This window comes from Ferrovibrio sp. (assembly GCF_046297895.1).
In the GTDB taxonomy this organism is placed as follows: Bacteria; Pseudomonadota; Alphaproteobacteria; order Ferrovibrionales; family Ferrovibrionaceae; genus Ferrovibrio.
In genome coordinates this window covers 393,874-414,129 of record NZ_JBKBHC010000002.1, presented here as the reverse complement: position 1 = coordinate 414,129, position 20,256 = coordinate 393,874, and the positions used below count along the sequence as shown (strand labels likewise).

The 20,256-nt window shown below is 65.2% G+C and carries 28 protein-coding genes; 15 read left to right on the top strand and 13 right to left on the bottom strand.

The genetic code is table 11. The annotated features are described in order from the left end of the window. Nucleotides 1-8: 8 nt before the first annotated feature. On the top strand, nt 9-329 hold the full coding sequence (locus ACK4FK_RS04615; RefSeq protein WP_409741765.1) for a hypothetical protein: 321 nt from the start codon (nt 9-11) through the stop codon (nt 327-329). A 21-nt stretch (nt 330-350) separates the two neighbouring features. Here ACK4FK_RS04615 and ACK4FK_RS04610 read toward each other — a convergent pair whose 3' ends face one another. Both ACK4FK_RS04610 and ACK4FK_RS04605 read right to left on the bottom strand, forming a co-directional pair. Next, nucleotides 351-1,283 carry a pyridoxamine 5'-phosphate oxidase family protein gene (locus ACK4FK_RS04610; RefSeq protein ID WP_409741762.1) on the bottom strand — a complete coding sequence of 311 codons (933 nt, stop codon included), beginning with the start codon at nt 1,281-1,283 and terminating at the stop codon, nt 351-353. Nucleotides 1,284-1,289: 6 nt separating this feature from the next. After that, nucleotides 1,290-1,931 (bottom strand): glutathione S-transferase family protein, encoded by a 642-nt coding sequence (locus ACK4FK_RS04605; RefSeq protein WP_409741759.1) that lies wholly within the window; start codon nt 1,929-1,931, stop codon nt 1,290-1,292. A 108-nt stretch (nt 1,932-2,039) separates the two neighbouring features. Here ACK4FK_RS04605 and ACK4FK_RS04600 point away from each other — a divergent pair, with 108 nt between their 5' ends. The 4 genes from ACK4FK_RS04600 to pssA all read left to right on the top strand — a co-directional run bounded on the left by ACK4FK_RS04600 (nt 2,040) and on the right by pssA (nt 5,134). Further along, the gene (locus ACK4FK_RS04600; RefSeq protein WP_409741757.1) at nt 2,040-2,930 is read left to right on the top strand and encodes a LysR family transcriptional regulator; all 891 of its coding nucleotides are present in this window, start codon (nt 2,040-2,042) and stop codon (nt 2,928-2,930) included. Between the two features lie 61 nt (nt 2,931-2,991). After that, nucleotides 2,992-3,405 (top strand): VOC family protein, encoded by a 414-nt coding sequence (locus tag ACK4FK_RS04595; RefSeq protein ID WP_409741754.1) that lies wholly within the window; start codon nt 2,992-2,994, stop codon nt 3,403-3,405. Between the two features lie 106 nt (nt 3,406-3,511). Continuing rightward, nucleotides 3,512-4,204: a phosphatidylserine decarboxylase gene (locus tag ACK4FK_RS04590; protein WP_409741751.1), complete on the top strand. Its 693-nt coding sequence runs from the start codon at nt 3,512-3,514 to the stop codon at nt 4,202-4,204. A gap of 81 nt (nt 4,205-4,285) precedes the next feature. Beyond that, the gene (gene pssA / locus ACK4FK_RS04585) at nt 4,286-5,134 is read left to right on the top strand and encodes a CDP-diacylglycerol--serine O-phosphatidyltransferase (protein WP_409741748.1); all 849 of its coding nucleotides are present in this window, start codon (nt 4,286-4,288) and stop codon (nt 5,132-5,134) included. 42 nt (nt 5,135-5,176) lie between these two features. Here the strand turns inward: pssA and ACK4FK_RS04580 are convergent, their stop codons facing one another. Continuing rightward, nucleotides 5,177-5,389: a hypothetical protein gene (locus ACK4FK_RS04580; protein WP_409741745.1), complete on the bottom strand. Its 213-nt coding sequence runs from the start codon at nt 5,387-5,389 to the stop codon at nt 5,177-5,179. Between the two features lie 239 nt (nt 5,390-5,628). Between ACK4FK_RS04580 and ACK4FK_RS04575 the strand changes: the two genes are divergently transcribed. From ACK4FK_RS04575 to ACK4FK_RS04565, 3 genes are all read left to right on the top strand, one after another. Continuing rightward, nucleotides 5,629-5,928 carry a hypothetical protein gene (locus ACK4FK_RS04575; RefSeq protein ID WP_409741742.1) on the top strand — a complete coding sequence of 100 codons (300 nt, stop codon included), beginning with the start codon at nt 5,629-5,631 and terminating at the stop codon, nt 5,926-5,928. 194 nt (nt 5,929-6,122) lie between these two features. Then, nucleotides 6,123-6,392 (top strand): hypothetical protein, encoded by a 270-nt coding sequence (locus tag ACK4FK_RS04570; RefSeq protein ID WP_409741739.1) that lies wholly within the window; start codon nt 6,123-6,125, stop codon nt 6,390-6,392. A gap of 112 nt (nt 6,393-6,504) precedes the next feature. Next, nucleotides 6,505-6,657, top strand: a complete 153-nt coding sequence (locus ACK4FK_RS04565; protein WP_409741736.1) for a hypothetical protein — start codon at nt 6,505-6,507, stop codon at nt 6,655-6,657. Between the two features lie 31 nt (nt 6,658-6,688). Here the strand turns inward: ACK4FK_RS04565 and ACK4FK_RS04560 are convergent, their stop codons facing one another. Then, the gene (locus tag ACK4FK_RS04560) at nt 6,689-7,570 is read right to left on the bottom strand and encodes an EamA family transporter (RefSeq protein ID WP_409741734.1); all 882 of its coding nucleotides are present in this window, start codon (nt 7,568-7,570) and stop codon (nt 6,689-6,691) included. A gap of 140 nt (nt 7,571-7,710) precedes the next feature. On the opposite strand from ACK4FK_RS04560, the gene ACK4FK_RS04555 reads away from it, so the two are divergent. Next, nucleotides 7,711-8,862 carry an aminotransferase class V-fold PLP-dependent enzyme gene (locus ACK4FK_RS04555; RefSeq protein ID WP_409741731.1) on the top strand — a complete coding sequence of 384 codons (1,152 nt, stop codon included), beginning with the start codon at nt 7,711-7,713 and terminating at the stop codon, nt 8,860-8,862. A 6-nt stretch (nt 8,863-8,868) separates the two neighbouring features. On the opposite strand, the gene ACK4FK_RS04550 is transcribed toward ACK4FK_RS04555, so the two are convergent. The 4 genes from ACK4FK_RS04550 to fabA all read right to left on the bottom strand — a co-directional run bounded on the left by ACK4FK_RS04550 (nt 8,869) and on the right by fabA (nt 12,241). Beyond that, nucleotides 8,869-9,420: a PAS domain-containing protein gene (locus tag ACK4FK_RS04550; RefSeq protein ID WP_409741728.1), complete on the bottom strand. Its 552-nt coding sequence runs from the start codon at nt 9,418-9,420 to the stop codon at nt 8,869-8,871. Nucleotides 9,421-9,497: 77 nt separating this feature from the next. Beyond that, nucleotides 9,498-10,328: an enoyl-ACP reductase gene (locus ACK4FK_RS04545; RefSeq protein WP_409741725.1), complete on the bottom strand. Its 831-nt coding sequence runs from the start codon at nt 10,326-10,328 to the stop codon at nt 9,498-9,500. A 50-nt stretch (nt 10,329-10,378) separates the two neighbouring features. Continuing rightward, entirely contained in the window at nt 10,379-11,611 is a 1,233-nt protein-coding gene (gene fabB, locus ACK4FK_RS04540; protein ID WP_409741722.1) for a beta-ketoacyl-ACP synthase I, read from the bottom strand. A 105-nt stretch (nt 11,612-11,716) separates the two neighbouring features. Next, a complete protein-coding gene (gene fabA / locus ACK4FK_RS04535; protein ID WP_409741719.1) occupies nt 11,717-12,241 on the bottom strand; it encodes a 3-hydroxyacyl-[acyl-carrier-protein] dehydratase FabA in 525 nt (174 codons plus the stop codon). A gap of 310 nt (nt 12,242-12,551) precedes the next feature. On the opposite strand from fabA, the gene irrA reads away from it, so the two are divergent. From irrA to ACK4FK_RS04510, 5 genes are all read left to right on the top strand, one after another. Beyond that, the gene (gene irrA, locus ACK4FK_RS04530) at nt 12,552-12,971 is read left to right on the top strand and encodes an iron response transcriptional regulator IrrA (protein WP_409741716.1); all 420 of its coding nucleotides are present in this window, start codon (nt 12,552-12,554) and stop codon (nt 12,969-12,971) included. Nucleotides 12,972-13,186: 215 nt separating this feature from the next. Next, entirely contained in the window at nt 13,187-13,606 is a 420-nt protein-coding gene (locus tag ACK4FK_RS04525) for a rubrerythrin family protein (RefSeq protein WP_409741713.1), read from the top strand. A gap of 101 nt (nt 13,607-13,707) precedes the next feature. Then, entirely contained in the window at nt 13,708-15,072 is a 1,365-nt protein-coding gene (locus ACK4FK_RS04520; protein ID WP_409741710.1) for a heterodisulfide reductase-related iron-sulfur binding cluster, read from the top strand. Nucleotides 15,073-15,126: 54 nt separating this feature from the next. Further along, on the top strand, nt 15,127-15,717 hold the full coding sequence (locus tag ACK4FK_RS04515; RefSeq protein ID WP_409741707.1) for a DUF3501 family protein: 591 nt from the start codon (nt 15,127-15,129) through the stop codon (nt 15,715-15,717). A gap of 43 nt (nt 15,718-15,760) precedes the next feature. After that, complete coding sequence (locus tag ACK4FK_RS04510; protein WP_409741704.1) at nt 15,761-16,369, top strand: pyridoxamine 5'-phosphate oxidase family protein; 609 nt, start codon at nt 15,761-15,763, stop codon at nt 16,367-16,369. Between the two features lie 3 nt (nt 16,370-16,372). Here the strand turns inward: ACK4FK_RS04510 and ACK4FK_RS04505 are convergent, their stop codons facing one another. Beyond that, on the bottom strand, nt 16,373-16,963 hold the full coding sequence (locus ACK4FK_RS04505) for a TetR/AcrR family transcriptional regulator (RefSeq protein WP_409741701.1): 591 nt from the start codon (nt 16,961-16,963) through the stop codon (nt 16,373-16,375). A gap of 81 nt (nt 16,964-17,044) precedes the next feature. On the opposite strand from ACK4FK_RS04505, the gene ACK4FK_RS04500 reads away from it, so the two are divergent. Continuing rightward, on the top strand, nt 17,045-17,713 hold the full coding sequence (locus tag ACK4FK_RS04500; RefSeq protein WP_409741700.1) for a glutathione S-transferase family protein: 669 nt from the start codon (nt 17,045-17,047) through the stop codon (nt 17,711-17,713). 7 nt (nt 17,714-17,720) lie between these two features. On the opposite strand, the gene ACK4FK_RS04495 is transcribed toward ACK4FK_RS04500, so the two are convergent. The 4 genes from ACK4FK_RS04495 to ACK4FK_RS04480 form a co-directional block, all read right to left on the bottom strand. After that, nucleotides 17,721-18,230, bottom strand: a complete 510-nt coding sequence (locus ACK4FK_RS04495; protein WP_409741698.1) for a group III truncated hemoglobin — start codon at nt 18,228-18,230, stop codon at nt 17,721-17,723. A 55-nt stretch (nt 18,231-18,285) separates the two neighbouring features. Then, nucleotides 18,286-18,816: an SH3 domain-containing protein gene (locus ACK4FK_RS04490; protein WP_409741695.1), complete on the bottom strand. Its 531-nt coding sequence runs from the start codon at nt 18,814-18,816 to the stop codon at nt 18,286-18,288. Nucleotides 18,817-18,965: 149 nt separating this feature from the next. Then, nucleotides 18,966-19,778, bottom strand: a complete 813-nt coding sequence (locus ACK4FK_RS04485; protein ID WP_409741692.1) for a GAF domain-containing protein — start codon at nt 19,776-19,778, stop codon at nt 18,966-18,968. Next, nucleotides 19,775-20,245 (bottom strand): hypothetical protein, encoded by a 471-nt coding sequence (locus ACK4FK_RS04480; protein ID WP_409741689.1) that lies wholly within the window; start codon nt 20,243-20,245, stop codon nt 19,775-19,777. Before ACK4FK_RS04480 ends, ACK4FK_RS04485 begins: the two co-directional genes overlap by 4 nt. Nucleotides 20,246-20,256 lie beyond the last annotated feature (11 nt).

Below are 20,256 nucleotides of genomic sequence, written 5' to 3'. Positions count from 1 at the left end.
AGATGCCCATGATCACCACCCTGACGACCTTCATCCTGCCCAAGCCGGTCACGCGCGAAGAAGCGCGCAGCATCTTCCTGAGCACCGCGCCGAAGTATCGCGGCGTACCGGGCCTGCTGCGCAAGACCTACCTGCTGTCGGAGGACGGCCGAACCGTGGGTGGCGTCTATTTCTGGAATTCGCGCCGCGAGGCCGAGGCGATGTACACCGATGCCTGGCGCGCCTTCGTGCGCGAGAAATACGACACCGATCCGACCGTGGCCTATTTCGAGAGCCCGGTCGTTGTCGACAATGTCGCGCAGCAGATTCTCAGCGACGCGGCGGCCTGACGCCCGATTGGTCTCGGGCTGTCAATTCCAGTTTCCCGTGCCGGCCAGTTGCGGCGCGTATTGCGGTTCGCTCCAGCGCAGGGGCAGGCCGCCCTCGATGATGTGGCCGGCCTCGACGCCCAGGCGCAGCAGGCGTTCGGCGCCGGCAAAGCCGTTCACCTCGGGTCCGTCCCAGATGATCTCGGCATGCGTCGTGAGCTGCAGCAGGTCGCCGGTGGCATAATCCATCACCAGCAGCCCGGCGCGCGGGTTGAGCGCGATGTTGCCGAGCGTGTTGAAGAACTTGTTGCCGCGGAAATCGGGCAGGGTGATCCGCGTGGCGCCATCAATCTCTTCCACGCGCAGGAAGCCCGGCCGGCCGCCGCGATGGGACATGTCCACGCCCTCGCCATCGGCCGAAGTGGCGATGAACAAAGTGTCGGCCTGGCGCAGCAGGGCAGCAGCGCGCGGCGAGAGCCGCGCGGTTTCCGGCCGCACCGGCGGGGTCTGTGCCGCGGCGGCAAAGCGCGGCGCGCGCGCCTGGATGTATTGCGGGCAGTTGCCGAAGCTCTGTTCGACTTCCACCGTGAAGCCGCTATCGTCCAGCGTCGCGACATGACCGTTCATGCGGTTGCGCCGCCGCGTCTCGGGCTGCAGGCCAAGCAGGCCGAGCTGCGCGCCCAGGCGCAGATGATCCTGCAGCGGATCGCCGGCGATGGGCTTTGCCGCCACATGCAGAATCCGCGGATCGGGCGACAACACGAAACCCGGCCGGCCGCTCAGCACCGAGGCCCAGGGGCGGCCCTGCCCGTCCACGCTGCCGACGAACAGGGTGGGCAGCATGGCAAAGAACTCGCGATGCTGGTCGGGCATGAAATCGCGGATCGCCGGCCCGGCCGATTGCTGCATACGCGCGGGCAGGTCGGGATGCAGCCGCGCCTGCAGAGCCCGTTCGCCGGCATGGAAGCGGCCCATGACGATCTACTCCGCCGCCTGCGGCACAGGACTTTTGATCATCGGCACGAAGCCGGGCAGGGCCTCGATGCGCTGCAGCCAGGCGCGGATATGTGCGTAAGGCTCCAGCGCCACGCCGCCCTCGGGCGCATGCGCCGTGTAGGAATAGAGCGCGATGTCGGCAATCGTCGGCCCATTGCCGACGAAGAAATCGCGCGTGGCCAGATGCGCGTCCATGATGCCGAGCAGCGCCACCGCCGTTGCCTTGGCGCGTTCATGATCGAAGGGTGCCTTGAACAGGGCGATGATGCGCGCCAGCGCCGGGCCCATGGCCAGTGGCCCGGCGGCCACCGACAGCCAGCGCTGCGCCTCGGCGGCCAGAACCGGGTCGCGCGGCAGCCAGCGGCCGCTCGCGTCATACTTGCTGGCCAGATAGACCAGGATGGCGTTGCTGTCGGCCACCACGACGCCATCGTCATCGATTACCGGCACCTGGCCGAAGGCATTTAGACGCAGGAAGTCGGGCTGCTTCTGCGCGCCGCTGCGCAGGTCGACGTCGACGAGCTCGACCGGCAGGCCGAGGAGGGACAAGAACAGCCGGGCGCGATGGGCATGGCCCGACAGCGGAAAGCCATAGAGCCGGATCGGGCGGGCGGGGGCGGTGGGCATGGGCCTTGTCCTCAGCAGGATGAATAAGGTGGCCCTGAATATGATGTTTCTGCAGGCGCAGTGAATTGGCCTATTTTACAAATCAGTATTTCAGTTTATGAAATAATCATGGACCGCCTGGAAGCCATGCGGGTTTTCATCGCCGCCGCCGAGGAAGCCGGCTTTGCCGGGGCCGCCCGGCGGCTGAATCTGTCGCCACCCTCGGTCACCCGGGCCGTCGCCCTGCTGGAAGACCGGCTGGGCACGAGCCTGTTCCAGCGCTCCACCCGTCATGTGCGCCTGACCGAGGCGGGCGAACGCTTCCTCGCCGATGCCCGCCGCATCCTGGCCGACCTCGACGAAGCCGAGGCCTCGGCCGCCGGCCTGCATGGCGCGCCGCGCGGCCAGCTCAGCATCACGGCCTCGCTGATGTTCGGCCGCCGGCATGTGGCCCCTGTGGTGCTGGATTTCCTCGACCGCTATCCCGATGTTTCGGCGCGGCTGCTGCTGCTCGACCGCGTCACCAACCTGATCGAGGAAGGCTTCGACCTGGCGGTGCGCATCGCGCATCTGCAGGATTCGAGTTTAAGCGCTGTACGCGTCGGCCATGTACGGCCCGTGGTGGTGGCCTCGCCCGACTACATCGCCCGCCACGGCGCGCCGGTGAAGCCGCGCGACCTGATGGATCACACCTGCCTGCTGTTCGCGCCGCCAGTGGTGGCCGAGGGCTGGCATTTCCGCGACGAGGTGATCGAGCCGCCGGCGCGCTTTTTCGTCAATTCGGCCGAGGCCGTGATCGCTGCCGCCGTGGCCGGACGCGGCATCACCCGGGTGCTCTCCTACATGGTGGCGCCTGAAGTTCAGGCCGGAAAACTGAAGGTTCTGCTGGCCGAGCATGAACGCCCGCCGATCCCGGTGCATCTGCTGCATGCCGAAGGCCGCCGCACCAATGCCAAGCTGCGTGCTTTCCTCGACTTCGCCGCCGACCGCCTGCGGGCCAATCCGGTGCTTCAGAATTAGAACCGGACAAGCCACGCGGCAGCATGCAGGATGAACGCACCATACTGACGAGGCCGCCGCCGTGAACGTCCCCTCCCGCAATGCTTCATCCGCCTTTCGGTCCATCCGCGCCATCGACTATACGGTGGTTTTCGTCCGCGACATGGCGGCCATGCGCCACTTCTATGAACAGGTCCTGGGCTTTCCGCTGATCCGGGAACTTTCGCCGCGCTGGATCGAATATCGCATCGGGCCCAACACGCTGGCGCTGGCGCTGCCGGGCCTGACGGCGAAAGATGCTCCCACCCCGCAGGGCAGCGCGGCCTTGCAGCTTGCCTTCAAGGTCGCGCCGGCAGAGGTCGACCAATGCGCCGACGAACTGCTGCGGCAAGGCATCCCGTTGCTCATACCGCCTACCGACCAGCCTTTTGGGCACCGGACGCTGTTCTTCCGTGATCCTGATGGGAACCTGCTGGAGGTCTTTGCGGACATTTAACCGCCCGGCCGGGAAATTCCGCAGGATCGGGACGGCCGGACCTTTAAGACGGGGGCGGCAATCGCTACATTGCAGCCACTGCTTTTTTCAAAGGGTTAAGCCGTCTATGGACACGATCCGTTCCGTTCTGGTGCCGATTCACCGCGAAGGCTGGAAGTTCATCGCCATCTTCGCGGTGGTGACGCTGGTGCTGTTCTGGATTGCCGAGCCGCTGGGCTGGCTGGGTGTGATCCTGACCTGCTGGTGCGCCTATTTCTTCCGCGACCCGCCGCGCGTCACCCCGGTGCGCGACGGCCTGCTGATCTCGCCGGCCGATGGCGTGGTGCAGATGATCGAGCGCGCCGCCCCGCCGGAGGAGCTGGGCATGGGCTCCGATCCGCGCCAGCGCATCTCGGTGTTCATGAACGTGTTCGACGTGCATGTGAACCGCGCGCCAGCAGATGGCGAGATCACCGCACTGGCCTATCGCCCGGGCAAGTTCCTCAATGCGGCGCTGGACAAGGCCAGCACCGACAACGAGCGCCAGTCGATGCGTCTGAAGCTGAAGACCGGCAAGGAGATCGCGGTGGTTCAGATCGCCGGCCTCGTTGCCCGCCGCATCCTCTGCGAGGTGCAGGACGGCCAGCAGCTTCGCGCCGGCGAACGCTTCGGCCTGATCCGCTTCGGCAGCCGCGTCGACGTCTATCTCGATGACGGCATGGTACCGCTGGTCTGCGTGGGCCAGCGCATGATCGCCGGCGAGACGGTGATCGCCGAGGACGGCGCGAACGAGCAGCCGCGCAGCGGCGAAGTGCGCTGAGGCGCAGATGGATGGCCGGGCGCGTTAACGCAGCGGTAAAGCGGCCCGTCTAGGCTCAGGCGCCCGCGAAGGAGACATCCGATGCCGATGAACCTCAAGCCGCCGCAGCGCCTGCGCAACCTGCCGCTCAACACGCTGGCGCCCAATATCCTCACCATCATCGCGCTCTGTTCGGGGCTGACGGCGATCCGCTTCGCCATGCTGGGCCAGTTCAAGTTCGCCGTGGTGGCGATCGCGGTGGCGGCGCTGTTCGACATGCTGGATGGCCGCGTGGCGCGGCTGCTGAAAGGCGCCTCGCGCTTCGGCGCCGAGCTGGATTCGCTCTCCGATTTCCTCAGCTTCGGCGTCGCGCCGGCGATGGTGCTCTACTTCTGGACCCTGCACGACCTCGGCAACGGCAATACCGGCTGGCTGGTGGTGCTGGCCTACAGCGTCTGTACCGCCTTGCGGCTGGCGCGCTTCAACACCGCGCTGGACGATACCGAAAAACCGAAATGGACCGGCAGCTTCTTCACCGGCATTCCGTCGCCGGCAGGCGCTGGCCTGGCGCTGCTGTTCCTGATCATCAACCTGGAAATGGAAAGCGACTTCTTCCAGTCGCCGGCACTGAACGCCCTGTGGCTGCTGATCATCGGCGGGTTGATGATTTCCCGCGTGCCGACCTATTCCTTCAAGCGCGTGCGGGTGCCGCGCGAATATGTCGGCCTGGTGCTGCTGGGCGTCGGCCTGCTGGTGGCGGGCCTGCTGAACCAGCCATGGTATACGCTGGCGGCGCTCGAGCTGGCCTATCTCGGCTCGATCCCGTTCTCGATCAGGGCGCATGACCGCCTGAAGCGCGGCGATGCCGTGCAGGCCGGCGCGCCGGCCGCCACCGAAACCGCGCCGCCGTCAAAGGACGAGGGCGAGCCGCCCCGCACCATTCTGCACTGAAGCCGGGTTCGGATTTAAGCCTGGGCCGGACTGAAACCGGGCCTAGTGGCTGCGGCGTTTCTGCTCTTCGAGTTTGGCCTTCAGTTTGGCGGCGAAATCGCCGCCATCCCGCTTCTGCGCCAGGAACAGCTCGATGGCCAGCGTCGCCCGCTCCTGGTCGGTCACCGGCGGTCCCTTCCGGGCCAGCTTCTCGGCGATTTTCAGCAGCTGCGGGTTCAGCCGTGCGCGAATGGCCTTGATCTGCTGGGCCAGCACGGCCCGCGGATCCTTGGCCGGGCCGGTATACTGGCGCGGCGGGGTCGGCTTAGCCGGGGTCTCGCCGCCGAACAGACGGGCCAGAAGGCCGGGTTTTTTGGCTGTTTTTCCTGATTTATTCGTCTTGGACTGGGTCAGCGGCGCCTGCCTTCGCGTTTAAGCTGTGGATTGATTCGGTATTAACCACTTTCGGACATAATCTACTTGTCAAGCGTTATACCCCATCATACATGTAAAACATGAGCTTTTTGGTTCCACCGATCACGGCTCTGCCCCAGACCCAGGCGCCCTCGGCTGCCCATGGCCTGGCCCAGCAGAACCAGGCCCCCAACGCAGCCCAGGCGGCTGCGGCGGTGACGGCCGTGCCGGTGCGGGCCGATACGCGCATGGCGGCGACGGCTTCCGGCAACACCGGCGGCTCCGACCGCGCCAAGGGCCAGAAGGGCAAGAACAGCGACAACAACGCTGCCGCCACCGAGGCCAAGACCGACCGCAGCCGCCCGCGCGGCATGGGCCGCAACGCCGACCTCAGCGTTTAGAACGCATCCCTCGAAAAGTCGTCACGGGCTTATCGCGCCGCCCTGTCGCGCCAATCGTCGCGTCACCGGGTTGCGGCAGATGGTCTGCGGCAGAATTTCCTCTTGAATCCGTCGCGCCGATGGCCAAATTTTTGTGTACCGGCGCAACCCCGCCGGCCCCGCTGCGGCCAGACGGAACTGCAAGGAGGCAAACCGTGTACCGCCCGAATCCGATTTCCCATGGTCAGATCACGCTTGAAACCCGAGGCTATGGCGCGAAGCAGTTCTTCGCCCGCGATGTCCAGCCGCTGGTGCTGGATGCCTGCCGTCGCAATGGCATCAGCTTCGAGGATTACGCCGCCAAGCTCGGCGTCACCCGCGCCGCCCTTGTGCTGATCCTCAAGGGGCACGATCCCGTGCCGCGGCACATGCTCGACAGCATCCGCCAGTTCGCCGGCGAAGCGCAGCAGGGCGTGGCGGCCTGATCACGGCGATCCGATCGCAGGCAATCCAGGCCCGGTCCTCTCAGGTTTTGTTAACCATGCAGACGGCACTCTCCGTCGGGTGATGACTGATTCGCCTGAGGGGGAGAAGGATATGCCGGGTCGTATACGGCACCTGCGCGCTATTCTCGCGTCGATCAACGAACAACTGCAGCAGGATGACCTTCGTCCCGAGGCACGGTCCTATCTGGAGCGCACGGCCGATGCCTGTCGCGATGCGATTCGCGATCTGGCGATGAAGCTGTAGGACGATGAAGCCTTAAAAGTTCCAGGCCTTTTCAGGCGGCGGCCGGGCGGCGCATCCAGCGCGTCAGCAATCCGGCATTCACCATCAGACCGAGCAGGATCAGCGCCGAGCCGGCCAGTTCGAAGGCCGACGGCATTTCATCCAGCACCACAGCCGCGCTGGCCAGGCCGAAGACCGGCACCAGCAGGGTGAAGGGCGCCACCAATGACGCCTTGTATTGCCGCAGCAGGAAACTCCAGGCGGCGAAGCAGGCCGTGGTGGAGAGCAGGCCGATATAGAGCACGGCCAGCACGCCTTTCGCATCCAGGCTGGCGAGGGCCTGCATGATCGCGGCTTCGCCTTCGAAGATCCACGACAATCCCAGCATCGGCAGCGGTGGCACCGCGCTGACCCAGACCATGAAGGCAAGCGGCTGTTTCGCCGCCGCGCGGCGCGTCAGGATATTGGCGAAGCCCCAGCAGGCGGCGGCTGCGATCAGCATCAGAAACGCCAGCATCGGCGTGTCGACGCCCAGATCGCTGCCGATCACCGCCAGGCCTGCGGCGGCGATGCCAAGGCCGATCCACTGAACCGTGCCGGGCCGTTCGCTCAACAGCAGCGCGGCGAAGGCGACGCTGAACACGGCCTGGGCCTGCATCACCACCGATGCCAGGCCCGCCGGCATGCCATGGGCCATGCCGAGGAACAGCAGGCTGAATTTCGCCACGCCCAGCACCAGCCCGGTGCCGATCACCCAGCGCCATGGCACGCCGGGATGGCGGAAGAGCAGCAGGAAGGGCAGGGCCGCGACGGCAAAGCGCAGGCCGTTGAACAGGAAGGGCGGAAAGGCATCCAGCCCGATGCGGATGACGACGAAGTTGAAACCCCAGATCGCGGCGATCAGGACGGCAAGGGCGATATGGGGAAGCGGCATCGGAGGCTGGCTTTTCGCTTTTCGTTGGCCGCACTCTGCGCCCCCGGCCGGGGCAGGGCCAGTCCCGGGCCGGTGCAAAATTGTCGCCATACATTTCCCGGCCATGGCCAGCGCGGTGGCCGCGCCGCTAAGCTTCGGCCATGACAACACAGATCCTGCCTTCGCAACGCGCCCTCTTCGATATCCCCGACGATATCGCCTATCTGAACTGCGCCTATATGTCGCCGCTGGCCCGGCCGGTGGTGGCGGCCGGCGAGGCCGGCATGGCGCGCAAGGCGCGGCCCTGGCAGGTGACGCCGCAGGATTTCTTCACCGATACCGAGATCGTGCGCGGGCTGTTTGCGCGGCTGGTGAATGCGACGGCCGAGGATATCGCGCTGGTGCCGGCAGCGTCCTACGGCCTTGCGGTGGCCGCCCATGCCCTGCCGCTGCAGGCGGGGCAGAGCGTGCTGACGCTGGCCGAGCAGTTTCCGTCCAATGTCTATCCCTGGATGGAAAAAGCCCGCGCGGCCAATGCCGCCCATATGCAGGTGCCGCGCCCGGCCGACGACGACTGGACCGCGGCGGTGCTGGCGCGCATCGACGCGAAAACGGCCATCGTTGCCCTGCCGCATTGCCACTGGACCGATGGCGGCCTGCTCGACCTGGTGGCGATCCGCCAGGCCTGCAGAGACGTCGGCGCCGCGCTGGTGATCGATGCGACGCAGTCGCTTGGCGCACTGCCGTTCGACGTGCAGGCGATCGATCCGGATTTCCTCGCCGTCGGCGGCTACAAATGGCTGATGGGGCCGTATTCCTTCGGCTATCTTTATGTGGCAAGGCGCTGGCAGCAGGCGATGCCGTTCGAGCAGAACTGGATCGCGCGCCGGGATTCGGAAAATTTCGCCGGCCTGGTCGATTACAAGACCGACTACCAGCCCGGCGCGCGCCGTTTCGATGTGGGCGAGCGCAGCAATTTCGCCCTGATGCCGGCGGCGAAGGCGGCGCTTGAACTGCTGCTCGGCTGGGGCGTGGAAAACATTCAGGCCACGCTGGCATCGCGCACCGCCATGATCGCGTCACGGGCGCGCGAGGAATTTGGCCTGGGCTCGGCGCCAGTTCAGAAACGCGCCGGCCATTTCCTCGGCCTGCGTTTCAAGAACGGCGTGCCGGCCGACCTGCCGGTCCGGCTGGCGGCAGGCAACGTGTTTGTCAGCGTGCGCGGCCAGTCCATGCGGGTGACGCCGCATGTCTACAACACCGATGATGATGTGGAGCGGCTGTTCCGCGTGCTGAAAAGTGCGCTGGGCTGAACCGCGTCAGGCGGCGTGTTCGGTCATCGCCGGGCCCACCCGATACAGTTTCTCGGTTTCGATGCTGGTCCGCTCGGGACCATGCCCATGCCCGTCGCGACTGCTGAATACCGAGACACCAAGCACGTGGCGGATGGCGCCGGCGTCGTCGCAGAGCGGCAGGATCAGGCGGTCGAACGGCACGGCGAAACTGCGCGTAGCGGGCGTGCTGCTGGCATGCTGCAGCAGGATACCCGGCGTATCGGTCACCCGGCGCACCATGTCGAGCATCAGCGGCAGCATCTGGGCATTGTAGACTTCATCCAGCCGCAGGCCTTTCAGGCTGCGTCCGAACCAGTCCGCCAGCGTCTCGCCGGCCAGGCGGATGCTCGGCATGCCATCGTCATGCAGGTCGAGGATCCAGGTGTCGGGCAGGGCCTGATGCAGCTGAAGAGGATCGATCAGGCGCAAAGACGGAATGCCGCCCGCCTGACGGTATAGATTCAGCCAATGCTGCGCGACGAGGCGTATTTTTGGATCGGGGATATCCCCGATCAGCGAGGCAAGACCGGAATCCATACCGGCAGGATAGAAACCCCAGTTCTGAAATGGAAATTACAAAACGGTAACGTCCGGCCGGTCAGGCCCTGGTCGGGTCAGCCTTCGCCGTTGCCGTTGCCGCCGTTCTGCAGGTCGGCCGGGTTCGGCATGCCGAGCGCGTGGAAGCCGGAATCGACATGCACGACCTCGCCGGTGACGCCGGCGCCCAGGTCGGAGAGCAGGAACAGCGCGGCGCCGCCAACCTCCTCAAGCGAGGCATTGCGGCGCAGCGGGCTGTGCTGGGCGGTGAACTTGAAGGTGGCGCGGGCCGAACCGATGGCCGAGCCGGCCAGCGTGCGCATCGGGCCTGGCGATACGGCATTCACCCGGATATTCTGCGGGCCGAGATCGACCGCGAGATAGCGCACGCTCGCTTCCAGCGCCGCCTTGGCCACGCCCATCACGTTGTAGTTCGGCATCACCCGCGTGCTGCCTTCATAGGTCAGCGTGATCAGCGAACCGCCCTTGCTCATGTAGGGCATGGCCAGGCGTGCGACCTCGGTGAAGGAATAGCAGGAGATCAGCAGCGAGCGGCTGAAATTGCCGCGCGTGGTGTTGAGATAGCGGCCCTTCAGCTCTTCCTTGTCGGAATAGGCGATGGCATGCACCACGAAGTCGATCTGGTTGTCGAAGGCCGCGCCCACTTTCTCGAAGGCCTGGCGCATCGAGGTTTCGTCCTCGACGTCGCACGGCACCACGGCCTTGGCATTCACGCTCTCGGCCAGCGGACGCACGCGGCGTTCGAAGGCCTCGCCCTGGAAGGTAAAGGCCAGCTCGGCACCATGCCGGTGCAGCATGTCGGCGATGCCCCAGGCGATCGAGTGATCGTTGGCGACCCCCATGATGAGGCCGCGCTTGCCACTCATCAACGCGCGCATTTCGGTCATTTCGGAATCCGGAAGGGAATGAGGTTTTTGTTATGGTCGGAAAGAGGCGGTCAGGCTTCGTAGCGCTGGAACACCAGCGACGCGTTGGTGCCGCCGAAGCCGAAGGAATTCGACATCACGCGGTTCAGCGTCACGTTATCGCGGCGTTCACGCACGATCGGGAAGCCTTCGGCGCCCGGGTCGAGGTTTTCGATATTGGCCGAGGCGGCGATGAAATTGTCGCGCATCATCAGCATGCTGTAGATGGCTTCCTGCACGCCGGCGGCGCCCAGGCTGTGGCCGGTCAGCGACTTGGTCGAACTGATTGCCGGCACGGCCTCGCCGAACACCTCGCGGATGGCGTTCAGCTCGGTGATGTCGCCGGCCGGCGTCGAAGTGCCGTGGGTGTTGATATAGTCGATCGGCGCATTGCTGCCGCGCGCACTTTCGGCCAGCGCCATCTGCATGCAGCGCACCGCACCCTCGCCCGAGGGCGCGACCATGTCGGCACCATCGGAGGTGGCGCCATAGCCGACCAGCTCGGCGTAGATCTTGGCGCCACGCGCCTTGGCATGCTCCAGCTCTTCCATCACCACGATGCCGCCGCCGCCGGCGATCACAAAACCGTCGCGATCCCTGTCATAGGCGCGCGAGGCCTTCTCGGGCGTGGCGTTATAGGCCGAGCTCATCGCCGGCATGGCGTCGAACAGGCAGCTTAAGGTCCAGTCCAGCTCCTCGCCGCCGCCGGCGAAGATCACGTCCTGCTTGCCAAGCTGGATCAGTTCAGCGGCATTGCCGATGCAATGCGCCGAGGTCGAGCAGGCCGAGCTGATCGAATAATTGACGCCCTTGATCTTGAAGGCGGTGGACAGCACCGCCGAGCAGGTGCTCGACATGGTGCGGGGCACCATGAAGGGTCCGATCTTCTTCGGGCCGCCCTTCTCGCGCACGATGTCCGCGGCGGCGACCAGGTTCTTGGTTGAGGCGCCGCCCGATCCGACGATCAGCCCGGTGCGCGGATTGACGATATCGCCCTGCTCCAGGCCGCTGTCGGCGATGGCCTGTTCCATCGCCAGATAGGCATAGGCCGCGCCATCGCCCATGAAACGCTTCTGGCGCCGGTCGATGGCGGCTTCCAGATCGATCTTCACCGTGCCATGCACCTGGCTGCGGAAGCCGAGCCGGGCGTAGTCCTCGGCGAACACGATGCCGGAACGGCCGGCCTTCAGGCTGTCGGCGACTTCATCGACAGTGTTGCCGATGGACGAAGTGATGCCGATACCGGTAACGACGACGCGACGCATGGGCGTGAAACTCCTCAGGATACGGGCCGGATCGCCGATCGCGCGGGTCCGGCAGCCGCAGTCAATGCACCCGTTTGATAAACTGACGCAGCCTGTTGCCGGCTGTTACGTCGCGGCCGGCGCCATGCCATCGGGGAATACGCCGACCCGCATGTCCTTGCATTCGTAAGCCGGCTTGCCGTCGATATACATGGTGCCATCCGCGATGGCGATGCCGAACTTGCGCAGCAGCAGTTTCTTGATATCGATCTTGTAGGTGATCTTCTTGGCCGTCGGCGTCACCATGTCGGAGAATTTCACCTCGCCGACGCTGAGAGCACGGCCCCTTCCGGGCGCCTTCATCCAGCCGAGGAAAAAGCCGACCAGCTGCCACATGCCATCCAGGCCCAGGCAGCCCGGCATGATCGGGTCGTTTTCGAAATGGCAGGGGAAGAACCACAGGTTGGGCTTGATATCGAGTTCGGCCTCGATCTCGCCCTTGCCGTATTTGCCTCCATCGCTGACGATCTTGACGATGCGGTCCAGCATCAGCATGGGCGGCAGCGGCAAGCGGGCATTGCCCTCGCCGAACAGCTTGCCATGCGCGCAAGCGAGAAGCTCCTCGTAGCTGTAACTGTTCTTCTGTTCCACTTTGGGAAACCCTCAACCCTTTAGCAACGCCCGATGCGGGTCGGGCCCGATCTCTGCCGGCGATCCTCCCGGCAGCCGCAGCGCCGGATGCGGCGGCTATGCCGCGGCTTCCGGGCCATAACTATCGGACCTGCCTTCGCCTTCCGGCCACAATGTAGTGATCCGGGGGCGGGTCGCAACAGTTTCGTTGCACTTTGTTACAACTGTACGGCCAGGAGCTTGTACAGCCGGCAGCGTGGAAAAACGGCCGGGAACGGCCAGATATGACATTCCTGTGGCCGGCGGCTCGATACTGCTATATATGCAAACCATGACCAAGGTGATCGAACCCCGCTTCCGGGCCGCCGCCGAGCAGTTGCGGGCCGCCGGCCTGCGCACCACGCGCCAGCGCCTGGTTCTGGCCGAAATCCTGTTTTCGCGCGGCAACCGGCATGTCACCGCGGAAAGCCTGTTCAGCGAGGCGGCCGAGCGCGGCGCCCGGCTGTCCCTGGCCACGGTCTATAACTGCCTGCACCAGTTCACCGCCGCAGGATTGCTCCGTATGGTGACGGTCGATGCCGGCCGGGCCTATTTCGACACCAACCTGTCGGCCCATCACCATTTCTATTACGAACGCACCGGCGAGTTGCGCGACATCCCGGAAACCGAGGTCGCCGTGGCCCGCCTGCCCTCCGCCCCCGATGGCGCCAGGATCGCCCGGGTCGACGTGATCGTGCGGCTGGAAGACTAACCGCGCCGTCCGGAACGGCCGAGACGGTGTCGAGCCGTCATAAATTAGAATTATTCCAAACCACCTTGACACCCCGACATCCGGGCCCATAATCCGCAGCGTCCCGAATCTCTGTCCCGCTGCCCCCCATTGGCAGTGGGGGGCCAGAGCGGGGCGCCCGCCCCGGGGCCAACCCGGTCCCGGCGGTTTGCAGGGAAGAACAAGGAGGACCAGCCATGCCCGCACTCAAAGGCACCAAGACCCACGCCAACCTGAAGGAAGCCTTCGCCGGCGAGAGCCAGGCGAACCGCCGTTATCTCTACTTCGCCCAGAAGGCCGACGTGGAGGGTTACAACGATGTCGCCGCTGTGTTCCGCTCGACCGCGGAAGGCGAGACCGGCCATGCCCATGGCCATCTTGAATTCATGGCCGAAGTCGGCGACCCGGCCACCGATCTGCCGATCGGCGGCACGGCCGATAACCTGAAGGCCGCCGTTGCCGGCGAGACCCACGAATACACCGACATGTATCCCGGTATGGCCAAGACCGCCCGCGACGAAGGCTTCGACGAAATCGCGGAATGGTTCGAGACCCTGGCCAAGGCCGAGAAGAGCCATGCCGGCCGCTTCCAGAAGGCGCTCGACACGCTCGGCTGATCGCCGCGCATCAGGTGACGTAACGATCCGGACGGCGCCGAAGCGATTCCGCGCCGTCCGGGCAGTTCCGCGTTAGACGCACCCGCATTCCGGAGTTTTCCATGCGCGAAGGCAGCCTTGAGGCGCCGATCCGCCACCCGCTGGATTGGCAGAATCCCGATTTCTACGATCTGGAAAAGCTCGACGCCGAGATGCGGCGCGTGCTCGACATCTGCCATGGCTGTCGCCGCTGCTTCAACCTGTGCGATTCCTTTCCGCGCCTGTTCGACCTGGTCGATGCCTCGCCCACCGGCGAGCTGGACGAGGTGGATTCGAAGGATTTCAAGCCGATCGTGGATGCCTGCACGCTCTGCGATCTGTGCTACATGACCAAGTGCCCCTATGTGCCGCCGCACGAGTTCAATCTCGACTTTCCGCATCTGATGCTGCGTTACCGCGCAGCCGAGCGGCATCACGGCCACAAGGATGCCGTCGGCGATCAGCTCTCGCAGACCGACCGCAACGGCAAGCTGGCCGGCCTGGTCGCGCCCATCGCCAACTGGGCGTCGGAGCGCGGCAACGGCCTGACCCGGCCGATCATGGAAGCGGTCGCCGACATCCATCGCGATGCCGAGCTGCCGAAATTCAATGCAAAGACGCTGGTGGCGCGGGCCAAGTCCGAACCGGCCGCGGTCAACTCCGCCGCGCCAGGCTATGGCAAACGCAAGGCGGCGATCTATGCCACCTGTTTCGGCAACTACAACAACCCCGATATCGGCATCGCGGCGCAGAAGATCCTCGCTCATAACGGCGTCGAGCTGCGGGTGGAATATCCCGGCTGCTGCGGCATGCCGCGGCTGGAGCAGGGCGATATCGCCGATGTGGCGAAGAAGGCCCGCGCGGTAGCCGAGGCCTTCGCGCCGCTGATCGACCAGGGCTACGACATCGTGGCGCTGGTGCCGAGCTGCGCGCTGATGCTGAAATTCGAATGGCCTCTCATTCTGCCCAACGATCCGCTGGTGAAGAAGCTGAGCCAGGCCACCTTCGACATCTCTGAATACATCGTCGACATCGCCAAGAAGGAAGGCCTCGCGCCGGGGCTCAAGCCGCTGGATGGCGGCGTCACGCTGCATCTGGCCTGCCATGCCCGCGCGCAGAATATGGGCGCGAAAGCCACCGAGCTGATGAAGCTGATCCCCGAGATGAAGCCTGGCCAGGACCTGGCCGTGATCGAGCGCTGCGCCGGCCATGGCGGCTCATGGGGCGTGCGCAAGGAATTCTTCGAGGTCGGCATGAAGGTGGGCAAGCCGGTCGCCCGCACGGCGGTGAAGGAAAACAAGGCGCATATCGCCTCCGAATGCCCGCTGGCGGCGATCCATATCCGTCAGGGCATGGAGCGCGAAGGCAAGGACAAGGACGGCTTCAACCTTCCGGCCAAGGCCGAGCATCCGGTCGAGCTGTTTGCCCGCGCCTATGGGCTGATCTGAGTTTTTTGCTGAGGGGGCGGAGGGGCTTCGCGCTTTCAGGAGGATGATGTGTATATGGCACTGAAGACCACGATCACCCACGCCGATATCCTGCCGCTGGACGAATTCCAGAGGGTGCGCAAGGACAAGCGCGCCGAGGTGGTGGCGATCAAGAAGAACCGCCGCGTCGGCGTCGGCCCGTTCTGCACCTTCTATTTCGAGAACTACGCCACCATGTGGTGGCAGATCCAGGAAATGCTGTTCATCGAGAAGGGCGGCGCCGAGCAGCTCGAAGATGAACTGCGCGCCTACGAGCCGCTGATCCCGAAGGGCCGCGAACTGGTGGCCACCTTCATGATCGAAGTGGAGGATGCGGCGCGCCGGCCGATCATTCTGGCCCAGCTCACCAACATCGACCAGATGATCACGCTGGAATTCGGCGGCCACAAGATCAAGGCCGTGCCCGAGGACGATGCCGAGCGCAATCGCGAGGACGGCAAGACCTCGAGCGTACATTTCCTGCGCTTCCCCTTCACGGCGGAGCAGATCGCCGATTTCCGCAAGCCCGGCACGCGCGTGCTGCTGGCGGTGGAGCATCCCAATTACGGCCATATCGCCGTGATGCCGGACGCGGTGCGCGACAGTCTGGCGAAGGATTTCGCCTAAATCCCGGAAACCGTTATGCTGGGCGCCGACCAAGGAGCCCAGCATGACCGTTCTTTCCAGTGAATCCGACCTGCGCGGCTGCTACGATCAGCCCAGCGAGCTGGTGCAGAAGAAAATCCTTAGCCGGCTGGACAAACACGCCAGGGCCTTCATCGCCCTCTCGCCCTTTGTGGTGCTGGCCACCCACGGGCCGGATGGCGCCGATGCCTCGCCGCGCGGCGATGCGCCGGGCTTCGTGCAGGTGATCGACGATGCCACGCTGCTGCTGCCTGACCGGCGCGGCAACAACCTGATCGACTCGCTTCGCAACGTGACGCAGAGCCCAGATGTCGGCCTGCTGTTTCTGGTGCCGGGCATCAACGAAAGCCTGCGCGTGAATGGCCGCGCCGGGATCGTGACGGACGCGGCCCTGCTCGCGCCGCTGGCGGTGCAGGGCAAGCTGCCGGCTTCGGCGCTGAAGATCAGTGTGCGCGAGGTGTTTTTCCATTGCGGCAAGGCGATGATCCGCTCCGGCCTGTGGCAGCCGGAAAGCCGGGTGCCGCGCGATGCCTTCCCCACGCTGGGCCGCGTGATCGCCGACCAGGTGGGCGGGCTGGATGCCGAAGCGGCCGATGCCAATCTGGAAGAAAGCTACAAGAGCCGGCTATATTAGCGCTCAGCGCCGACCGAGCAGGCCGTCGACCAGCCCGGTCAGCAGCGCTACGGCATCGCGGCGGAAGTTGCGGCGCGGCGCGGCCAGTTGCTGCAGGACTAAGCCAATAAGTGCGGAAACAAAGAGCTCGGCATGCTGCTGAGGCCGCGTCGAACCAGCGGCCTTCAGGGCCAATTCGGCGCTACGCTGCCATATGAAGAACCATTGCTGGATAATGTCGCGGTAGCGCGGGCTGCGCGCCGCAGCCAGAAAAGCCTCATAGCAGGCGATATGTACCTCTGCATCGGTCTTCAGTTCTCGGGCATACCACGCAGCCAGCGCGCCGATCCAGGCATCGATATCCATCACGTGATCCTGCAGTGACAGGCTAAGCGCGCGCAGACGCCCAGTTTCACGCGCCAAGGCGTAGTGCAAGGCGGCCTCCACCAGGCTGTCACGCGAACTGAAGTGATGAGTGATCGCGCCGAGTGACAACCCGGCTTCGGCGGCAACCGCGCGATGTGTCACGCCATCCACACCCAGTCGCCCGATAATGCGAAGTGTCACTTCCATCAGCGCCTGCTGACGATCTGAGATGGCCATATTGTCATGCATGTTGACATTGCCTCGTTCGAGTATACTGTACAGAACAAATGTTCTTCTCACAAGTACATTCGTTCTTGACAGGAATCCGCGATGCCGTCTTATCGTCTGCATTATTTTCCGGAGTCCGGAAACAGCTACAAGTTGGCGCTGATGCTGAGACTCTGTGGCCAGCATTTTGAGCCGGTCTGGACCGACTTCGCTGGCGGCGTGACGCGTTCGGCCGAATGGCGCGCCAATATCAATGCGATGGGTGAGATTCCGGTGCTGGAGGAAGATGGTGTCAAGCTAACCCAAACCGCACCGATTCTGATGAAACTGGCCGAGAAATACGGCAAGTTCGGCGGAGGCACGGCGGCCGAGAAATACGAAGTGTTGCGCTGGCTGTTCTGGGACAATCATAAGCTTACCGGCTATATGGCGTCCTATCGCTTCATGCGCAGCTTCACGCCGAAACCCGATCCCCATGTGCTGACATATTTCCGCCGCCGGCTGGATGACTTCCTCGGGATCCTGGAAAAGCAGGTGGTGTCTTCGGCCTTCGTGGCCGGAACTGGTTTTACCGTGGCCGATATTTCGATGATGGCCTATCTGCATTTCCCGGCTGATGAGACGGGCTACGATTTCGCCGTCACGCATCCGGGAATCCGCGCCTGGCTGGATCGCATTGCCGGTCTTCCAGGTTGGCAGTCAGCCTATGATCTGCTGCCGGGCCAGCGCATGGTGCATTACGCGAAAGACGGACCTCCGCTTCACGCCTGATGGTGCCTCACGCCGAGTCTTTGGCGGGTTCGCTCTTCACCGGCCCGAGCCAGTCGGGCAGTTGGCCGCGGCTGAACTGCACGCCCTGCAGCAGCGAGGCGGCGATCTTCTGCGCGCGATCCTCAAACAGCGCGGCCGCATCCGGCGGGCAGAGGTCGCGCACCGTGGCGCGGAACAGTTCCAGCCAATGGGCGAAATGCGCGTCAGTCAGGCCGGCGCCCTGCCCGACATCGATGCGGATATGCGCCGGCATCGGCCGGCCATCGTAACGCCCGGTCATCAGCAGCACCGACGACCAGAAGTCGCACATCTTGGCCAGGTGGTGATCCCAGTTATCCCTGATCACGCCCTCGAAGATCGGCCCCAGCATGGCGTCAGTGCGGATGCGGCCGTAGAAGGCATGCACCACGTCATGCACCATCGCCTCGGTCACGCCGACGGCATGGCCGGGCGCGATCTGGGCGCGGCGGGCCTGGCGCTGTTCGTAGGTGCTGTCGCTGTCGTTGTGATCGGCCATGGCGGGCAAGATAGGGCGGCGGCTGCCGCGCCGCGCCGTGGCGCGATGCCGCAGGTCAGTCGAAGACTTCGTTGGGATACAGGCCCCAGAGATGGCTGCGCGGCATCCATCCCTTGGTGCCGGCGATCTCCACCTGGCACCAGGCCAGATCGGGGCATTTGCGCAGGCGGGCCATCACGCCGGGCTCGGCGGTCAGCAGCACGTCGGTGGCGGCGTCGGGCTTCTTGAACAGGCTGCGCACCGTGCCGTCGACCACGGCGAAGCGTTTGCCCGAGGTGAGGTTCTTGTGCACCCAGGTCTCGGTGCCGTCATGGTCGCGGATGCGGCGCCAGTATTCGTATTCCGCCACCACCTCCACCGGCAGGCCGCGGCGCTGGTACTGCCAGGCGATGGGATAGCGCGAGCCCGGCCCGGTGCGCGCATTCACCTTGTCGGCGGCCAGGCTGACGAACCGCGGCAGCGGCAGGCCGGAATCGGGGCCTTTCTCTGCCACCGGCGGGGGCGCGTCATCGGCCCATGCGGCCTGCGGCGCCAGCGGCGGGGCAACCAGCGACAGAAGCAGGATGAGGACAAAACGCGACGGCATTCTGCGGGTACTAGCGCAAAGCGGCAAAGGAAGGGTTAACCCATGCAACGCAGCCGCGAATCGGGCTGCCTGGGCAGGATCGTAGCAGCCGTTCCCCGGCGCGCAACGCCGGGGCCGCCTGGGCGCGGCGGCCTCGGCCATGCCCCGATTCAGAGCCCGTCGGGCGCAGGACTCAGGATGTAGCCTTCAGGATCGCGGTAGACCGCCAGCCGGACGTCGCGGTCAGCAAAGGTCAGCACCGCCATGTCCGATCCGTTGCGGGCCATCGCGGCCGGCGGCCACTGGCCGAAGCCCAGCGCCTTGTCGACGGCGCCGCCCTCCTCAGGCAGGCGCAGGCAGAGTGCGGCAAAGGCTTCGTTGAACACCTCCAGCCGGCCCTGCGCATCGGCCAGCGCCAGAGGCACCGGGCTGGCCAGCACCAGCAGGCGGCGCCGGTCGGCTTCCCGGCGCGCCTGGTCGAAATTGCTGCGCAACGCGCGCAGGGTGATGGCGGAAAGCGCCAGCATCGCCAGCTTGGCCAGCAGATCCTGCTGCGCGGCACCGAAATCCCGGCGCGGTTCAGGCCCCAGGATGCAGACGGTGCCGATGGTATAGCCGCTGGGCAGCTGGATCGGGGCGCCGGCATAGAACCGAATGAAGGGCACGCCGGTCACCAGTGGATTATCATGGAACCGTTCGTCCTCGGTCGCATCCGGCACCACCATGACCCGGTTCTGCAGGATGGCGTGGCCGCAGAAGGAATGCGCACGCGGCGTTTCGGCGGCTTCGAGTCCGGCCCGCGCCTTGAACCACTGGCGCTGGCTGTCGACCAGGGTGACCAGACAGGTCGGAACATCGAACATGGCCTGCCCGAGCTGCACCAGGGCGTCGAAATCCGGTTCCGGCGGCGTATCCAGCAGCGGCAACGCCCGCAGTGCCGCCAGGCGATACTCTTCGTCTTCGGGGATGGCGGGCTCTTTCATACCAAAGCTCTTTTCCAGTCGATGCCGGCCAGGTCGTAGACGGCGTGGATGATGCAGACCCGCAGCCGGCTGTCGCAAAACGGCAGCAGCAGCATTTCGTAATCGGATGTCTCGCCGCCGCGCGTGTTGCCGCGCCGCGTTTCCGGCTGCCGGCTGGTGGCGATGCGGTGGAACGGCCCAGTCAGGGCGGCGCGCATCACCGGCGATGCCAGATCGCTGAACCGCATGCCGCTGCTGCAGGCCGGCAATACGCCGCCCAGGCCGTCGCCCACATGCTTGAACTGCGGCTCGCCGACGGCAGGCATGATCACCATGGCGCTGTATTGCTGAATGGACGCCACCGCTTCGACACGGGCAAAGCCGTTATAATCCGCCACGGCCGGCATCAGGTTATGGGCACGGAAATGCAGCCAGTCCCGATGTAGGTGGCGTAGCCGGGGCGAGAGGATGTCGATCCATTTGATCATGCCGGCGCGAG

Bases quoted from the DNA above. Each gene is read 5' to 3' on its own strand.
- pssA (WP_409741748.1), top strand. From the start codon at position 4,286: ATGCCGATGAACCTCAAGCCGCCGCAGCGCCTGCGCAACCTGCCGCTC.
- ACK4FK_RS04495 (WP_409741698.1), bottom strand. From the start codon at position 18,230: ATGGCCGATCACAACGACAGCGACAGCACCTACGAACAGCGCCAGGCC.
- ACK4FK_RS04480 (WP_409741689.1), bottom strand. From the start codon at position 20,245: ATGATCAAATGGATCGACATCCTCTCGCCCCGGCTACGCCACCTACAT.
- ACK4FK_RS04490 (WP_409741695.1), bottom strand. From the start codon at position 18,816: ATGCCGTCGCGTTTTGTCCTCATCCTGCTTCTGTCGCTGGTTGCCCCG.
- ACK4FK_RS04510 (WP_409741704.1), top strand. From the start codon at position 15,761: ATGACCGTTCTTTCCAGTGAATCCGACCTGCGCGGCTGCTACGATCAG.
- ACK4FK_RS04545 (WP_409741725.1), bottom strand. From the start codon at position 10,328: ATGACCGAAATGCGCGCGTTGATGAGTGGCAAGCGCGGCCTCATCATG.
- ACK4FK_RS04590 (WP_409741751.1), top strand. From the start codon at position 3,512: ATGGACACGATCCGTTCCGTTCTGGTGCCGATTCACCGCGAAGGCTGG.
- ACK4FK_RS04505 (WP_409741701.1), bottom strand. From the start codon at position 16,963: ATGCATGACAATATGGCCATCTCAGATCGTCAGCAGGCGCTGATGGAA.
- irrA (WP_409741716.1), top strand. From the start codon at position 12,552: ATGACCAAGGTGATCGAACCCCGCTTCCGGGCCGCCGCCGAGCAGTTG.
- ACK4FK_RS04500 (WP_409741700.1), top strand. From the start codon at position 17,045: ATGCCGTCTTATCGTCTGCATTATTTTCCGGAGTCCGGAAACAGCTAC.
- ACK4FK_RS04575 (WP_409741742.1), top strand. From the start codon at position 5,629: ATGAGCTTTTTGGTTCCACCGATCACGGCTCTGCCCCAGACCCAGGCG.
- ACK4FK_RS04610 (WP_409741762.1), bottom strand. From the start codon at position 1,283: ATGGGCCGCTTCCATGCCGGCGAACGGGCTCTGCAGGCGCGGCTGCAT.
- ACK4FK_RS04565 (WP_409741736.1), top strand. From the start codon at position 6,505: ATGCCGGGTCGTATACGGCACCTGCGCGCTATTCTCGCGTCGATCAAC.
- ACK4FK_RS04550 (WP_409741728.1), bottom strand. From the start codon at position 9,420: ATGGATTCCGGTCTTGCCTCGCTGATCGGGGATATCCCCGATCCAAAA.
- ACK4FK_RS04485 (WP_409741692.1), bottom strand. From the start codon at position 19,778: ATGAAAGAGCCCGCCATCCCCGAAGACGAAGAGTATCGCCTGGCGGCA.
- ACK4FK_RS04605 (WP_409741759.1), bottom strand. From the start codon at position 1,931: ATGCCCACCGCCCCCGCCCGCCCGATCCGGCTCTATGGCTTTCCGCTG.
- ACK4FK_RS04560 (WP_409741734.1), bottom strand. From the start codon at position 7,570: ATGCCGCTTCCCCATATCGCCCTTGCCGTCCTGATCGCCGCGATCTGG.
- ACK4FK_RS04555 (WP_409741731.1), top strand. From the start codon at position 7,711: ATGACAACACAGATCCTGCCTTCGCAACGCGCCCTCTTCGATATCCCC.
- ACK4FK_RS04515 (WP_409741707.1), top strand. From the start codon at position 15,127: ATGGCACTGAAGACCACGATCACCCACGCCGATATCCTGCCGCTGGAC.
- ACK4FK_RS04520 (WP_409741710.1), top strand. From the start codon at position 13,708: ATGCGCGAAGGCAGCCTTGAGGCGCCGATCCGCCACCCGCTGGATTGG.
- ACK4FK_RS04525 (WP_409741713.1), top strand. From the start codon at position 13,187: ATGCCCGCACTCAAAGGCACCAAGACCCACGCCAACCTGAAGGAAGCC.
- ACK4FK_RS04600 (WP_409741757.1), top strand. From the start codon at position 2,040: ATGGACCGCCTGGAAGCCATGCGGGTTTTCATCGCCGCCGCCGAGGAA.
- fabB (WP_409741722.1), bottom strand. From the start codon at position 11,611: ATGCGTCGCGTCGTCGTTACCGGTATCGGCATCACTTCGTCCATCGGC.
- ACK4FK_RS04615 (WP_409741765.1), top strand. From the start codon at position 9: ATGATCACCACCCTGACGACCTTCATCCTGCCCAAGCCGGTCACGCGC.